This is a genomic window from Phaeobacter italicus, assembly GCF_001258055.1.
Classification (GTDB): Bacteria; Pseudomonadota; Alphaproteobacteria; order Rhodobacterales; family Rhodobacteraceae; genus Phaeobacter; species Phaeobacter italicus.
The window spans coordinates 37,662-53,030 of sequence record NZ_CVRM01000006.1; the positions used below are offsets into that span (position 1 = coordinate 37,662).

At 59.2% G+C, this 15,369-nt stretch carries 11 protein-coding genes; 10 read left to right on the forward strand and 1 reads right to left on the reverse strand.

Annotation, left to right across the window (positions count from 1 at the left end; translation table 11 throughout):
• Positions 1-203 precede the first annotated feature (203 nt).
• Positions 204-1,307 (forward strand): GTP cyclohydrolase FolE2, encoded by a 1,104-nt coding sequence (gene folE2, locus NIT7645_RS02420; protein ID WP_008559647.1) that lies wholly within the window; start codon positions 204-206, stop codon positions 1,305-1,307.
• A gap of 492 nt (positions 1,308-1,799) precedes the next feature.
• On the opposite strand, the gene NIT7645_RS02425 is transcribed toward folE2, so the two are convergent.
• Entirely contained in the window at positions 1,800-2,222 is a 423-nt protein-coding gene (locus NIT7645_RS02425; protein WP_131724141.1) for a hypothetical protein, read from the reverse strand.
• Between the two features lie 152 nt (positions 2,223-2,374).
• On the opposite strand from NIT7645_RS02425, the gene NIT7645_RS02430 reads away from it, so the two are divergent.
• From NIT7645_RS02430 to NIT7645_RS02470, 9 genes are all read left to right on the forward strand, one after another.
• On the forward strand, positions 2,375-3,823 hold the full coding sequence (locus NIT7645_RS02430; protein ID WP_008560669.1) for a TrkH family potassium uptake protein: 1,449 nt from the start codon (positions 2,375-2,377) through the stop codon (positions 3,821-3,823).
• Positions 3,824-3,980: 157 nt separating this feature from the next.
• A complete protein-coding gene (locus NIT7645_RS02435; protein WP_008562354.1) occupies positions 3,981-5,219 on the forward strand; it encodes an aspartate kinase in 1,239 nt (412 codons plus the stop codon).
• A 43-nt stretch (positions 5,220-5,262) separates the two neighbouring features.
• Positions 5,263-7,503: a phosphoenolpyruvate--protein phosphotransferase gene (ptsP, locus tag NIT7645_RS02440; RefSeq protein ID WP_008563053.1), complete on the forward strand. Its 2,241-nt coding sequence runs from the start codon at positions 5,263-5,265 to the stop codon at positions 7,501-7,503.
• Between the two features lie 639 nt (positions 7,504-8,142).
• Positions 8,143-10,437, forward strand: a complete 2,295-nt coding sequence (locus NIT7645_RS02445) for a bifunctional salicylyl-CoA 5-hydroxylase/oxidoreductase (RefSeq protein WP_050686021.1) — start codon at positions 8,143-8,145, stop codon at positions 10,435-10,437.
• 5 nt (positions 10,438-10,442) lie between these two features.
• On the forward strand, positions 10,443-11,192 hold the full coding sequence (locus tag NIT7645_RS02450) for an SDR family NAD(P)-dependent oxidoreductase (protein WP_008561823.1): 750 nt from the start codon (positions 10,443-10,445) through the stop codon (positions 11,190-11,192).
• Positions 11,192-11,650, forward strand: a complete 459-nt coding sequence (locus NIT7645_RS02455; RefSeq protein ID WP_037302163.1) for a MarR family winged helix-turn-helix transcriptional regulator — start codon at positions 11,192-11,194, stop codon at positions 11,648-11,650. The genes NIT7645_RS02450 and NIT7645_RS02455 overlap by 1 nt, the downstream gene beginning before the upstream one ends.
• Positions 11,647-12,450, forward strand: coding sequence for an enoyl-CoA hydratase family protein (locus tag NIT7645_RS02460; protein ID WP_008561512.1), 804 nt, complete (start codon positions 11,647-11,649; stop codon positions 12,448-12,450). Before NIT7645_RS02455 ends, NIT7645_RS02460 begins: the two co-directional genes overlap by 4 nt.
• A gap of 107 nt (positions 12,451-12,557) precedes the next feature.
• The gene (locus NIT7645_RS02465; RefSeq protein WP_008561439.1) at positions 12,558-13,718 is read left to right on the forward strand and encodes an acyl-CoA dehydrogenase family protein; all 1,161 of its coding nucleotides are present in this window, start codon (positions 12,558-12,560) and stop codon (positions 13,716-13,718) included.
• A 1-nt stretch (position 13,719) separates the two neighbouring features.
• A complete protein-coding gene (locus tag NIT7645_RS02470) occupies positions 13,720-15,339 on the forward strand; it encodes an AMP-binding protein (RefSeq protein WP_050686023.1) in 1,620 nt (539 codons plus the stop codon).
• Positions 15,340-15,369: the final 30 nt, after the last annotated feature.

Sequence of the window (15,369 nt, forward strand, 5' to 3'; positions counted from 1 at the left end):
ACCAGATAAACCTGTGACGATGAGTGGTGCCATCACTGCGGCGGCGATGCAGCCTGCCTGACCCTGGGTCGGATTTGAAAACCGGGACGGATTGGCGTCAGATACGACGCTTTTGAATGATCTGTTTTGCGATCCTGCGCGTAACACTCTAAAAGCACACCTGCTGCCTATTGGAGGGCGGCATCAGCGGAGGTCTCTGTTTCATGAACTCTCACACGCGTAACCTGTCCAAGGCGCCGGATCGGGCGGATGCGGAGCAGGCGTTGGACCTGCTGCGCCAGTGGGCCAGCACCGCAACAGAGACCGAGATCGCGCAGCTGAACCCGGCTGTGGCCCGCCTGCTGCCGAATGCCCCCCTTGGCAACTACCCGGATCTGTCCCGGAACTACCCCGACGGTTTTGAAGCGGATGCCGCGTATCGCGCGACCCTGCCCGATCTGCAAAACGGCCCCTCCAGCCTGATCCGCGGCGCGCATGAGCAGATCCAGCATGTGGGCATTTCGAACTTTCGATTGCCGATCCGCGTACACACGCGCGACAATGGCGATCTGACGCTTGAGACCAGTGTGACGGGCACTGTCAGCCTTGAGGCTGACAAGAAGGGCATCAACATGTCCCGCATCATGCGGTCCTTCTACAAACACGCTGAGCGGACTTTCAGCTTCGAAGTGATGGAAGCTGCGCTGGACGACTATCTGTCGGATCTCGAAAGCTATGACGCGCGGTTGATGATGCGTTTCTCCTTCCCGATGAAGGTGGAGAGCCTGCGCTCTGGTCTGGCCGGGTATCAGTATTACGATATCGCACTGGAACTGGTGGACCACGGCGGACAGCGCACCAAGATCCTGCATCTGGACTATGTGTATTCTTCGACCTGCCCCTGTTCGCTGGAATTGAGCGAGCATGCCCGCAGCGCGCGTGGTCAATTGGCGACGCCACATTCTCAGCGCTCTGTGGCCCGGATTTCACTTGTAGTGGAAGGGGATACGCCCTGCCTGTGGTTTGAGGACGTCATCGAACACTGTCGCCGCGCGGTTCCGACCGAAACTCAGGTCATGGTCAAGCGCGAGGACGAGCAGGCCTTTGCCGAGCTGAACGCAGCCAACCCGATCTTTGTCGAAGACGCAGCGCGCCTGTTCTGTGAGGCGCTGCAGTCTGATCCGCGCATTGGCGATTTCCGCGTCATCGCGAGCCATCAGGAAAGCCTGCACAGCCACGATGCCATCAGCGTGTTGACCCAAGGCGACACCTTTGCCGCGCAAAGCATCGACCCGAAGCTGTTTGCGACGCTGATCCATCAGGGCTGAGCTGTCGGAAGGGGCTGGCGTGTCCCTCGAACGTTATCAAGATCGTCCGCCCCACCGGCGGGCGATTTTGCGTTTCCGCCGGACGCGATCGTAAAATTTGTGCACCTTCAGTGAATTTCTGCGATGCGGCAAGATTTTTGCTGCAGTGCAGTGCGAATCTGCTAGGCTTTCTGGATATGAGAGGCAGTTTGATCTGCCTCCACCACGGCGCCAGTGTTCTGGGCTGTAGTTGCCCGTGCGTTTGGTCCTGCCATCGATTGGCGGAGGTTCTCCGCCAGATAGGGAGACGTTCATGATTGCCTTTTTCAACTTTTCCGACATGCCCAGAACCCCAGCTGCAATGGCGGGAACCATTGTGGGTCAGAACCTGCGTTTTTGGCGGGGCGCGATCTCAATGATGGGGGCTGTGCCTGCAGCACAGGTCGAGCTGGCCCAATCCGTCTGGGGGCTTGGGGCGTCTGCTGCTGTCGCTGCGCCTGATGCTGTTGCCGTTCAAAAATCGACGACCAAACCCGCAACGAAGCCAGCCGCACGACGCAAGGCCGTGGCCCGCAGCAAGGCAAAACCAATATCGCGTAAGGCGGCGACAAAGCAGGCAACGCCGCAGACTGCACCCGCACGGACCGCAGCCAGCAAGGCTGCGCCTGCAAAGGGAACGTCGGCCAGCAAACCTTTTGCCAGCCAGAGAAAGACGCAGGGCGACCCCGCAGGTGCGACGCCAAACACCGATGCCACACGCCCGTCTGCCGCAGAGGCAAAGCCGAGCCGCCCGACGCCGGTTCGCAGGCGCCACAGGGCACCGTCCAAGCCGGCAGAAATGCCAGCGGCCGCTTCCAGTTTGCAGGCGGAGCAATCCAGCAAACGACAGGCGGTGTCGCCCTCCGCTGCCGCCACAAAGGTCGCAGGCGATATCAAGGCCGCACCCAAGGCTGCGCCCACACCGACCCCGCAAGCGACGGCTGAGACAGGCAAACCTGTGCCACAGGTGAAGAAAACCACCCCGCCAAAGAGTTGATCCAAACCGCGATGGCTTGACTTCACCTGCCGCTGAGGCCAACGCTGCGCCCATGTTGGATCTGCGTCCGGTCGGATATGTCATTGGCCTTTTGGTGGCTATTCTTGGGGCAACCATGGTGTTTCCCCTCGCAGTCGACCTGTATGACGGGCAGGGCGAATGGCCGGTCTTTCTGGAAAGTGCGGTGATTACCATTCTTGGTGGCGGTCTGATCGCCCTGAGCTGTGCCAATGGCGTGCGTGAAGGTCTGACGATCCAGCAGACGTTTCTTCTGACGACGTTGGTCTGGGTGGCGCTGCCGTTGTTTGGGGCCATCCCGCTTATGCTGGGCGCAACCGAACTGCGGTTTGTAGATGCGTTTTTTGAGGCGATGTCAGGCCTGACGACCACGGGCTCTACCGTGATTTCCGGCCTTGATGATTTGCCCCGCGGCCTGCTGTTGTGGCGCGGCATCCTGCAGTGGCTGGGCGGGATTGGCATCATCGTGGTTGCGATGGTGTTCCTGCCCGAACTGCGCGTTGGGGGTATGCAGATTTTCAAGTCCGAAGCCTTTGACACGATGGGGAAAATCCTTCCTCGCGCGCAGGCAATCGCAAAACAGATCTCGCTGATCTATGTCGGGCTGACAGTGGCCTGTATGGTGGTCTATCTGGCACTGGGCATGGAGCCCTTTGACGCTTTGGTGCATGCGCTCACCACCTGTTCGACCGGTGGGTTCTCCAATTATGATGCGTCGTTTGGGACATTCTCTGGCGCACCGGAATATGCAGCATCCGTTTTCATGATCCTCGCGGCCCTTCCGTTTGTGCGCTATGTCCAGTTGATCAACGGTCAGTCCCGTCCATTGGTGCGTGACAGCCAGATCCGCGCATTCCTTGCGACCATCGCCATTTTGGTTGTCGTGACCTCTTGCGTGCTGGTTTACGTCTTTCCCCATCATCCGGAACAGGCCGTCCGCGAAGCACTGTTCAATATCACCTCGATCATTTCAGGCACCGGATACGCCAGCGTGGATTACATGGGGTGGGGCAGTTTTCTTGTCACCATGTTCTTCTTCATCGGTTTGATCGGGGGATGCGCGGGATCGACGGCCTGTTCAGTCAAGATCTTTCGGTACCAGCTGCTGTTTGCCTCTGTTCGGGTCCAGATCCAGAGGATCCACTCGCCGCATGGGGTGTTCATCCCCCGCTACGAGGGGCGCGCGGTCGACAATGAAGTGCTGAGTTCGGTGATCTCGTTCTTCATGTTCTTTGTGGTGACGCTGGGGATCGTGTCCTGGGCGTTGGCTCTGACCGGGCTTGATTTCATCACCGCCGTTTCCGGCGCGGCCACTGCGGTGGCCAATATCGGGCCGGGGCTGGGCGACACCATTGGACCTGCCGGCAATTTCTCGACCCTCAATGATGGGGCCAAGTGGATTCTGAGTGCGGCAATGTTGATCGGTCGATTGGAATTGATGGCCGTTTACGCCATTCTGACGATCCGTTTCTGGCGTAGCTAGTCGATCTGACGAATGCATCGCTGAAGCACGCATCAAAACTGCGTGTCTGCTCGTCAATCTGCCATGTATCATTACAATCGGTAGACTTGCCCTCCGTTGGCCGCTCGCATATGAGGCGGGGAGTTGAAACCCGCAAGCGCACGGAGAGTTTTGCCCCATGCCCGTTCTTGTGATGAAATTCGGCGGCACATCTGTCGCCAACCTTGACCGCATCCGCCGCGCTGCCAAGCGTGTGGGCGTCGAAGTGGCCAAAGGCTATGACGTGATCGTCATCGTGTCTGCCATGTCTGGCAAGACCAACGAGCTGGTGGGTTGGGTCAATGAAACCTCGCCGCTTTATGATGCGCGTGAATATGATGCTGTTGTGTCCTCTGGGGAAAATGTCACGGCCGGTCTGATGGCGCTGACCCTGCAGGAAATGGATGTGCCTGCACGCAGCTGGCAGGGCTGGCAGGTGCCGCTGAAAACCAACAGCGCGCACAGTCAGGCGCGGATCGAGGAGATCCCGACCGACAACATCAACGCCAAATTTGGTGAAGGCATGCGTGTGGCGGTTGTCGCAGGCTTTCAGGGGATCAGCCCGGAAGGCCGGATCACCACTCTGGGGCGGGGTGGATCCGACACCACTGCGGTGGCCTTTGCCGCGGCCTTTGATGCGGAACGGTGCGATATCTATACTGACGTGGATGGTGTCTACACCACCGATCCGCGGATCTGCGACAAGGCTCGCAAGCTTGATAAGATCGCATTCGAAGAGATGCTGGAACTCGCCTCTCTGGGGGCAAAGGTGCTTCAGACCCGCTCGGTCGAGCTGGCGATGCGCTACAAGGTGAAACTGCGCGTTCTGTCCAGTTTCGAGGAACAATCGGACGAGGCCGGAACTCTGGTCTGCGACGAGGAGGAAATCATGGAATCCAATGTTGTGGCCGGTGTGGCCTATTCCCGTGACGAAGCCAAGCTGACCGTCCAGTCGGTTGCAGACCGTCCCGGTATTGCGGCGAACATCTTTACCACGCTGAGCGATGCAGGCGTGAACGTCGATATGATCGTGCAGGATATCTCGGACGAGGGTCGCACCGACATGACCTTCTCTTGTCCGACGGATCAGGTGGCCCGAGCCGAGCAGGCACTGCAGGCGATCAAGGAAAAGGGCGAATTGAACTATGCAGAGCTGCTGGCAGACAAGGATGTCGCCAAGGTGTCTGTCGTAGGGATCGGCATGCGCTCGCAGTCCGGTGTGGCGGCCAAGATGTTCAAGGTGCTTTCTGATGAAGGAATCAACATCAAGGTGATCACCACCTCCGAAATCAAGATTTCGGTGCTGATTGACCGGAAATACATGGAACTTGCTGTTCAGGCGCTGCATGATGCGTTTGAATTGGACAAGGCGGCCTGATCCATTATTGGCCGACTGACACCAGAATTGTGTGAACGGCCCTATGGTAAAAGCGACCGAATCTGAAAGCCGCAACCTGTTGATGCGGTTGCGCGAGGCCATGGCTGGCGATGACGCCGGCCAGGCCCGGCTTGACAAGATCACCCAGCTGATCGCGGACAGCATGCATTGCGAGGTGTGCTCGGTCTATCTGTTCCGCGATGACGAGACGCTTGAACTCTGTGCGACACAGGGCCTGAACGTCGAATCCGTGCACCAGACCCGTATGCGCATCGGCGAAGGCCTGGTGGGGCGCGTGGCGAAGTTTGGCAAGGTGGTGAACACACCTGACGCCCCCAGCGCCAAGGGCTTTCGCTATATGCCGGAGACGGGGGAGGAGCGTTATGCCTCTTTCCTCGGGGTTCCGATCCAGCGTCTTGGCGAAATGCTCGGCGTGCTTGTTGTCCAGTCCAAAGAGGCGCGCGAGTTCTCCTCTGATGCGGTTTATGCGCTAGAGGTCGTGGCGATGGTCATCGCCGAGATGACCGAGCTTGGCGCCTTTGTCGGTGAGGGTGCGGCGTTGTCGCCCCTGCACCAGCAGCCTGTGCTCTTGCGTGCGACCATTGCGCAGGAGGGGGCCGTTGAGGGCCACGTCTGGCTGCACGAACCACGCGTCGTTGTCACCAACCCGATTGCCGATGATCCCCACCGCGAGCTGGAACGCCTGCATGAGGCTGTGGAAGAGCTGCGTGTGGGGGTCGACAAGATGCTCGAAGTCACCCAGACCGGTGACAAGGAGCAGTTGCAGGTTCTCGAGGCCTACCGGATGTTTGCCAATTCCAAAGGCTGGATGCGCCGGATGGAAGAGGACATCGGCCGCGGTCTGAGCGCCGAGGCAGCCGTGGAAAAGGAACAGTCGCAGGCGCGCGCGCGCATGTTGCAGGTGCAGGATGCCTATCTGCGCGAGCGGCTGAGCGATCTTGATGACCTGTCCAACCGCCTGCTGCGTATCCTGACGGGGCAGGGCAGTGCGACCGGGGCAGAAATGCCCGATGACCCGGTTCTGGTCGCCCGCAATATCGGCCCAGGTGAGTTGTTGGAATACGGGCGTTCCTTGCGTGGCATCGTGCTGGAGGAGGGCTCTGTGGGCTCTCATGCGGCGATCATTGCCCGCGCCCTGGCAATTCCATTGGTTGTCCGCACAAAGCGCATCACCAATGAGGCGCTGAACGGTGATCATATCATGGTCGATGGCGAGCAGGGGGTCGTGCACCTGCGGCCAGACGATACCGTTGTCGGCGCATTTCGGGACAAAATCGCGATGCAGGCCAAGGCGCAGGAGCGCTATGCCTCTATCCGTGACAAAAAGGCGATCACCCGTGACGGCTCGCGCGTGCATCTGCTGATGAACGCTGGCCTGATGGCAGATCTACCGTCGCTTGAAAACTCTGGCGCCGAAGGCGTGGGGCTGTTCCGGACCGAACTGCAGTTCCTGGTGCGCAACCAGATGCCCAAGCGGTCTGAACTTGTTGCACTTTATCAGCGGGTTCTGGATTCGGCCGGGGGCAAGCGGGTGGTGTTCCGTACGCTTGATATCGGGTCGGACAAGGTTCTGCCCTACATGAAGCCAACGGATGAGCCCAACCCTGCGCTTGGGTGGCGGGCCATTCGCGTTGGTCTGGACAAGCCGGGCGTGATGCGGATGCAGTTGCAGGCGCTGATCCGCGCGGCGAACGGGCGGCCATTGTCGATCATGTTCCCGTTTGTGGCGCAGTTTGAAGAGTTCCGCGACGCCAAGGCCGAGGTCGACAAGACCATCGAGCGCGAGCGCCGCCTGGGGCATGCGTTGCCGTCCAAGTTGGAAGTGGGCGCGATGCTTGAGACCCCATCGCTGGCCTTTGCTCCGCAGAAATTTTTTGACGAGGTAGAGTTTCTGTCCATCGGCGGGAACGACCTTAAACAGTTCTTTTTCGCGGCTGACCGTGAAAATGAACGGGTGCGCAGGCGCTATGATACGCTCAATGTCAGCTACCTTAGCTTTATCGCCCAGATCGTTGAACGCTGCGAGATTTCCGGCACACCGCTCAGCTTCTGTGGCGAGGATGCAGGGCGGCCGATCGAGGCCGTCTGCCTGGCTGCGATGGGATTGCGGATCCTGTCGATGCGGCCTGCGTCGGTTGGTCCTGTGAAGTCGCTGTTGATGCGTGTTGACCTGGGTGAACTGCGCAAAATCATCACCGATGCCCGTCATCGCGGCGATCAAACTGTCCGTCCGGCGGTGATGCAGTATCTGCGCGAAATCTGATCCAGTTTAGTGAATTTTACGGTAGCGCGAGCCTCTCGGGGCTCGCGCCTTTTCGTTTCTGATGGAGATTTGATTCAATCTATTGGTGTTTATCTTGTAGTTTTCCACGTGGGATCTGCGCCTCGGCTCCTGTCTTGAGTTGTCTTTTCGTGATAAATAGCGCGCGAAAATATGCCGTGTTTCAGCAATGACTTGGGTATAGACTTACAAATATCAACAAAACCAGCGTTCTTCGTCCTGATGCGAAGAATTCTCACTATGATTGAGTGTTCCAGAAAAATACCCAGATTTATCCACAGGGGTGACGGTCCGACATCTTGTCCAGTAACTCTCTGATTTTGCAGACGGCACGATGCACTAATCTGGTCTGAATATGCCTCTGCGGGAGAGGTTCTCTACATCAACTCTGCCCGTTAGGGGTTTGTTAACCGGCGTTAATTTTCCCGCTTCGACCGGCATTCAAACGGTGAGGGGCCTGCGAGAGAGAAACTCCGGCGCAAGGGTTTGGGCAAAACGTGAAGATTTTCTTAAGGCAGAATCCGGCTTAACGGAAAAGCTTCAAGCATGAAATTTTAAACTTGAAATGTATTGCCAGCCGCATATTCTGACTGCAGCCAAGATTGCAGGAGGGAGTGCATCATGAAAATCGCCTGTCTGGGAGGCGGCCCCGCCGGTCTGTATTTTGCGATCTCGACCAAGCTGCGTCAGCCGGATGCTGAAATCACGGTATTCGAACGAAACAAGCCTGATGACACCTTTGGTTGGGGCGTGGTGCTGTCGGATGATGCGCTCGAAAACTTGACCGCCAACGATCCGGTGAGTGCCGAAAAGATCCGCGATAAATTCGCCTATTGGGACGATATCGCAGTGGTTCACGGCGGTGTGCGGACGGTTTCCGGGGGGCATGGTTTCGCCGGGATCGGCCGCAAGGCGATGCTGATCATCCTGCAAGAGCGGGCCCGCGAATTGGGCATTGATCTGCAGTTCGAGACAGAGGTCGGCCCGGCGGCGTCCTATCAGGCGGATTATGATCTGGTGGTGGCCTGTGACGGTCTGAACTCTCGTGTGCGCAGCGAATTTGCGGAACACTTCAAGCCAAACATCGATGTGCGCCCCTGCAAATTTATCTGGCTGGGTACGAAACAGAAATTTGACGACGCCTTCACCTTTATCTTTGAGAAGACCAAGCATGGCTGGATGTGGATCCACGCCTATCAATTTGATGCCGACACCGCGACGGTGATTGTCGAATGCTCTGCTCAGACCTGGGAAAACTGGGGCTTTGAAGCGATGAGCAAGGACGAGATCCTGCGAACCTGCGAGGCGATTTTTGCCGATCATCTGGGTGGCCATGCCCTGATCTCCAATGCGGATCACCTGCGCGGTTCTGCGGTCTGGATCAACTTCCCCCGTGTGTTGTGCGAAACGTGGCATCATGAAAACGTTGTTCTGTTGGGCGACGCTTCTGCCACGGCGCATTTCTCCATCGGGTCGGGGACCCGACTGGCCTTTGACAGTGCGATTGCGCTTGCAGAATTCATCACCACCGAACCAACGCTGGAGCAGGCCTTTGTGCGCTATCAGGAGGAGCGGCGGCTGGATGTGTTGCGCCTGCAATCAGCTGCGCGCAACTCGTTGGAATGGTTTGAAGAGGTCGAGCGCTATCTGGATATGGATCCGGTCCAGTTCAACTACTCTTTGCTGACGCGATCACAGCGGATTTCACACGAGAATTTGCGTCTGCGCGACGCGCAGTGGCTCGCCTCGGCTGAGAAATGGTTTCAGGACGCCGCGAGCGCGCCCAGCGATGCGCCGACCCGCCCGCCGATGTTTGCGCCGTATCAGTTGCGGGACATGCAGTTGAAGAACCGGATCGTTGTGTCGCCAATGGCCCAATACAAGGCCGTGGATGGTTGCCCGACCGATTGGCACCTTATCCACTATGGAGAGCGCGCCAAGGGTGGGGCAGGCCTAGTTTACACCGAAATGACCTGTGTTTCTGCCGAGGGGCGGATTACGCCGGGGTGTCCGGGGTTGTATGCGCCAGATCACGAGGCCGCCTGGACGCGGCTGGTCGATTTTGTCCATGCTGAAACCGATGCCAAGATCTGCTGCCAGATCGGGCATTCCGGGCGCAAGGGTTCGACTCAGGTCGGCTGGGAGACGATGGATGCGCCCTTGACCAGCGGGAACTGGGAGACGGTATCTGCCTCGGCCATTGCCTGGTCCGACGCCAACCCGTCCCCGCGGGAGATCACGCGCGCTGAAATGGACAGCATCAAGGCTGAATTCGTGGCTGCTGCGGAGATGGCTGCACGTGCGGGATTTGACATGATCGAACTTCATGCAGCGCACGGCTATCTGATTTCATCGTTCATCTTGCCAAAATCCAACATTCGCAGCGATGACTATGGTGGATCGCTTCAGAACCGACTGCGCTATCCGCTAGAGGTTTTTGACGCAATGCGCGCTGTTTGGCCTGCGGAAAAACCGATGTCGGTGCGGATTTCGGCAAACGACTGGGTTGGTGACGAAGGCGTGACGCCGGAAGACGCGGTGGAGATCGCGCGGGCCTTTACTGCGGCTGGCGCGGACATCATCGATGTTTCGGCGGGGCAGACCACCACAGAGGCACGCCCGGTCTATGGCCGGATGTTCCAGACGCCGTTTTCGGACCGGATCCGCAATGATGCGGGGATCGCCACAATGGCGGTGGGCAATATCTATGAGGCGGATCATGCCAACTCTATCCTGATGGCGGGGCGGGCTGATCTGGTATGTGTGGGCAGGCCGCATCTGGCCGACCCCTACTGGACCCTGCATGAGGCGGCGCGGATCGGTGACCGTCATGCGGACTGGCCGCTGCCCTATCTTGCTGGCCGTGATCAGGCCTGGCGTCTGGCGGATCGCGAGGCAGAGGTGATCCGGGCATGAGCAGCATGATGGGCAAGCATGTGGTCATCACCGGCGGGGGATCTGGCGTTGGGGCCGCCCTTGCGCGGAGCTTTGCGGCTGAGGGCGCGCGGCTTACGCTTTTGGGGCGGCGGATTGAGCCACTGGAGGAAATAGCGGGAGAAACCCAAGGCCTGCCGCTTGCCTGTGATGTCACAGACGCAGGCGCAGTCAGAGCCGCGCTGGAAACCGCGCGAACGGAACATGGCCCCGTAGCTGTTGCAATTGCCAACGCAGGCGCGGCGCCATCAAAGCCGTTTGCGAAGATGGATGAGAGAGACTTCTCTGCGGCGCTTGCGGTCAATCTCGGCGGTGTGTTCAATCTTTGGCAGGCGGTCCTGGCGGACATGAAATCCGCAGGTTGGGGCAGAATGATCGCTGTTGCCTCGACCGCGGGCCTGAAAGGATACCCCTATGTGTCGGGGTATTGCGCTGCGAAACATGGGGTTGTCGGGCTCACGCGCTCGCTTGCGCAGGAATTGGCGCGCACCGGCATCACCGTCAATGCGATCTGCCCGGGCTTTATCGAAACCCCGCTTCTGGAACGGTCGATCGCAACCATTGTCTCCACCACCGGCATGAGCGAGGAAGAGGCCTCGAAATCACTGCGCGCAGGCAATCCGCAAGGCCGGTTCATTCAACCCGAAGAGGTGGCTGACACCGCGCTGTTTCTGGCGTCTCCTGCCGCAGGATCCATCAATGGGGCATGTTTGCCCCTTACCGGAGGGGAGATCTGATGCAGTCGGAACGGTCCAAGGACAGGCTGCGCCTGTGGCTCAAGGTGTTGAAAGCAACCCGCGCGGTGGAGGCGGAGATCCGCGAAAACCTGCGTCAGGATTTTGCAACCACGTTGCCGCGCTTTGACGTGATGGCGGCGCTCAGCCGTCATCCGGATGGGCTGAAGATGAGCGAGCTGTCAGGTGTGCTGCGCGTGTCCAATGGCAATGTCACGGGCATCGTGGAGCGGTTGGTGGATGACGGCCATGTGCGGCGTGAAAAGGTGCCGGGCGACCGGCGCGCGAGCCGGGTTCTCTTGACACCAGAGGGGCTGGCGGAATTTGGCAGGCAAGCGGCTGCCCATGAAGGCTGGATCGACCAGATGTTCGATGCGGTGCCCGAAGATGCCGTGCACACCCTTTCCGAGGCGCTGGAGCAGGTGGCGCAGCGACTGGACAGCGAAGGATCAGACACATGATTTCAACAGACACCAAACATTTTCTGTGCCGCATCGAGGATGGCATCGCCACCGTTTCGCTGGACCGGCCGGAACGCAAGAACCCGCTGACATTTGACAGCTATGCCGAGATGCGCGACTGGTTCCGCGATCTGCACTATGATGACGATGTGAAGGCTGTTGTGTTTGCCCCCAACGGCGGCAACTTCAGTTCGGGCGGGGATGTGCATGACATTATCGGCCCCCTGACCAAGATGTCGATGAAAGAGCTGTTGGCCTTTACCCGGATGACCGGGGATTTGGTAAAGGCGATGGTCAACTGCGGAAAGCCGATCATTGCGGCCCTGGACGGGGTCTGTGTCGGGGCAGGTGCCATCATTGCGATGGCATCGGATATCCGTATTGCCACCCCTGAGACCAAGACCGCGTTCTTGTTCACCCGCGTGGGCCTTGCAGGTTGTGACATGGGCGCCTGTGCAATCTTGCCCCGGATCATCGGGCAGGGGCGCGCGGCTGAGCTGCTTTATACCGGGCGGTCGATGTCGGCAGAGGAAGGCGCGGCCTGGGGGTTTCACAACAAGGTTGTGGCTGCAGACGAGCTGCTGGCCGAGGCGCAGTCCTGGGCCACACGCATCGCGGCGGGGCCGAACTTTGGGCATATGATGACCAAGACCATGCTGGCGCAGGAATGGTCGATGTCGATCGAACAGGCGATCGAGGCCGAAGCGCAGGCCCAGGCAATCTGCATGCAGACGGCTGATTTCGAGCGCGCATATCAGGCCTTTGTCAAAAAGGAAAAACCGCTGTTTCAGGGTGACTGAGGCGCGACGCTGCCGAAGCCTGTGCCACGGGAGAGGGCAGAGGCCTCCGGCGGGAGTATTTTGGGAAAGATGACAGGGGCTTTGCCCATTTGATCGGGAGATGAGACATGGCGGACAAGACGTTTCTGAGCTGGCCGTTTTTTGAGGATCGCCATCGCTCTCTTGCGGTTGAGCTGGATGACTGGGCTGCAGGGGCTCTTGGCGATGTGGATCACAGCGATACCGATGCCGCCTGCCGTAGCCTTGTCACGGCGCTTGGAGAGGCGGGGTGGACGCAGCATTCCGCCGCCATGACAGGGGAGCGGCTGGATGTGCGCAGCCTGTGTCTGATCCGTGAAACACTTGCACGTCATGATGGGCTGGCGGATTTCGCCTTTGCCATGCAGGGGCTGGGAACCGGGGCGATATCGTTGTTTGGTACGCAGGCCCAGCAGCAGGAATGGCTGCCGCTGACCCGCGCGGGCAAGGCGATGTCGGCTTTTGCCCTGACCGAGCCGCAGTCCGGATCGGATGTGGCGAATTCCACAATGACGGCCACGCTGGATGGCGACAGCTATGTCCTGAACGGTGAAAAGACCTGGATTTCCAATGGGGGCATCGCGGATGTCTACACGCTTTTTGCGCGCACCGGAGAGGCACCCGGCGCCAAGGGGCTGAGCGCCTTTATCGTCCCTGCAGGCCTGCCGGGTTTCGAGGTTGTTGAACGGTTGGACACCATTGCACCACATCCGCTTGCAAGGTTGCGGTTCAGCGATTGTCGTATCCCGAAATCGGCGCTTCTGGGGCAGTCGGGACAGGGTTTCAAGATTGCGATGTCGGTGCTGGATGTGTTCCGCTCCACCGTGGCGGCTGCGGCCCTTGGGTTTGCGCGGCGGGCCCTGGATGAGGCATTGAGCCGGGTCAGCGCACGCCATGTGCAGGGCGCGCCACTGGCCGATCTGCAGATGGTCCAGGGCCATATCGCTGATATGGCGTTGGATGTGGATGCTGCTGCGTTGCTGGTTTATCGCGCGGCCTGGGCCAAGGACAGTGGCTCGGCGCGGATCACACGCGAGGCGGCGATGGCCAAGCTGTTTTCCACCGATCAGGCGCAGCTGGTGATCGACAAGGCTGTGCAGCTTCATGGCGGAGACGGTGTGCGGCGCGGTGAGAAAGTCGAAGAACTGTATCGCGATATCAGGGCGTTGCGGATCTATGAAGGGGCCTCGGACGTGCAGCGCGTGGTGATTGCGCGCCAGACACTTGCAGCCCATCTGGGAGGACAGTGACATGTTGGGACCAAGCGCGCATATTGACACGTTCACGCGGGACAATCTGCCCCCTGCCGACAGCTGGCCCGAATTCCTGATGGAAGGGTTTGACTATCCCGAACGGCTGAACGCCGCGGTGGAGCTGACCGATGCGATGGTCGAAAAGGGCTTTGGCGATCATACCGCGCTGATCGGCAACGGGCGACGTCGCACCTATAAGGAACTGAGCGACTGGACCAACCGGCTTGCCCATGTGCTGAGTGAGGATCTGGGAGTTAAGCCTGGCAATCGGGTGCTGATCCGTTCAGCCAACAACCCTGCGATGGTTGCCTGCTGGCTGGCTGCGACCAAGGCGGGGGCGGTTGTGGTCAACACCATGCCGATGTTGCGGGCAGGCGAGCTGGCAAAGGCCATCGACAAGGCCGAGATCAGCCATGCGCTTTGTGATACGCGGTTGATGGATGAGCTGGTGACTTGTGCAAAGACCTCCGCTTATCTGACCTCGGTTGTGGGCTTTGACGGGACGTCAAATCACGATGCAGAGCTGGACCGGCTCGCCCTTGAAAAACCGGTCACCTATGAGGCGGTCGAAACCGGGCGCGATGATGTTGCGTTGTTGGGTTTTACGTCGGGCACCACGGGCGCGCCAAAGGCGACCATGCATTTTCATCGCGACCTCCTCATGATCGCTGACGGATATGCCGCCGAGGTTCTGGGGGTGACTTCTGAGGATGTTTTCGTAGGCTCCCCGCCGCTTGCGTTTACTTTCGGCCTTGGTGGATTGGCGATCTTTCCGTTGCGATTTGGCGCCTCTGCCACCTTGCTGGAAAATGCCTCGCCACCAAATCTCATTGAGATCATCGAGAAATATAAGGCCACGGTTTGTTTTACCGCGCCCACGGCTTATCGCGTGATGTTGCGCGCGATGGAGGAAGGGGCGGATCTGTCGTCGCTTCGGGCGGCGGTTTCGGCGGGGGAAACCTTGCCAGCGCCGGTCTATCAGGACTGGATCGACAAGACGGGCAAGCCGATGCTGGATGGCATTGGTGCAACGGAAATGCTGCACATCTTCATTTCAAACCGTTTCGATGACCATCGCCCGGCCTGTACCGGCAAACCGGTCACGGGATATCAGGTTCGTGTTCTGGACAGCAACGGGGATGAAGCCCCACGCGGTGAGGTTGGCCGCCTTGCGGTCAAGGGGCCGATGGGGTGCCGCTATCTCGCGGATGAGCGTCAGGCGGAGTATGTTCAGGACGGCTGGAACGTCACTGGTGACAGCTTTGTCATGGACAGCGACGGATATCTTCATTTTGCGGCGCGCAATGACGATATGATCGTTTCGGCGGGTTACAATATCGCAGGTCCGGAAGTGGAGGCTGCGTTGTTGGCACATGAAGCGGTTGCCGAATGTGCGGTGATTGGCGCACCGGATGAAGCGCGCGGCGAAATCGTGCAGGCGCATGTGGTGTTGAGCGAGGGGCACAGCGCATCCGAGGCGTTGGTGAAACTGCTGCAGGATCATGTGAAAGCCACGATTGCCCCCTACAAATACCCCCGTCACATGGCTCTGTTGCACAAATCGGGGTTTGAGCAGACTTCCCCTTCCCCAGACGGACTTATCCTACGGGCTCTGTGATGGGTATGCCAAGGGCCGTGTAGCGATTGA

Coding starts and splice junctions, on each gene's coding strand:
- folE2 (WP_008559647.1), top strand. CDS start 204: ATGAACTCTCACACGCGTAACCTGTCCAAGGCGCCGGATCGGGCGGAT.
- NIT7645_RS02430 (WP_008560669.1), top strand. CDS start 2,375: ATGTTGGATCTGCGTCCGGTCGGATATGTCATTGGCCTTTTGGTGGCT.
- NIT7645_RS02435 (WP_008562354.1), top strand. CDS start 3,981: ATGCCCGTTCTTGTGATGAAATTCGGCGGCACATCTGTCGCCAACCTT.
- ptsP (WP_008563053.1), top strand. CDS start 5,263: ATGGTAAAAGCGACCGAATCTGAAAGCCGCAACCTGTTGATGCGGTTG.
- NIT7645_RS02445 (WP_050686021.1), top strand. CDS start 8,143: ATGAAAATCGCCTGTCTGGGAGGCGGCCCCGCCGGTCTGTATTTTGCG.
- NIT7645_RS02450 (WP_008561823.1), top strand. CDS start 10,443: ATGATGGGCAAGCATGTGGTCATCACCGGCGGGGGATCTGGCGTTGGG.
- NIT7645_RS02455 (WP_037302163.1), top strand. CDS start 11,192: ATGCAGTCGGAACGGTCCAAGGACAGGCTGCGCCTGTGGCTCAAGGTG.
- NIT7645_RS02460 (WP_008561512.1), top strand. CDS start 11,647: ATGATTTCAACAGACACCAAACATTTTCTGTGCCGCATCGAGGATGGC.
- NIT7645_RS02465 (WP_008561439.1), top strand. CDS start 12,558: ATGGCGGACAAGACGTTTCTGAGCTGGCCGTTTTTTGAGGATCGCCAT.
- NIT7645_RS02470 (WP_050686023.1), top strand. CDS start 13,720: ATGTTGGGACCAAGCGCGCATATTGACACGTTCACGCGGGACAATCTG.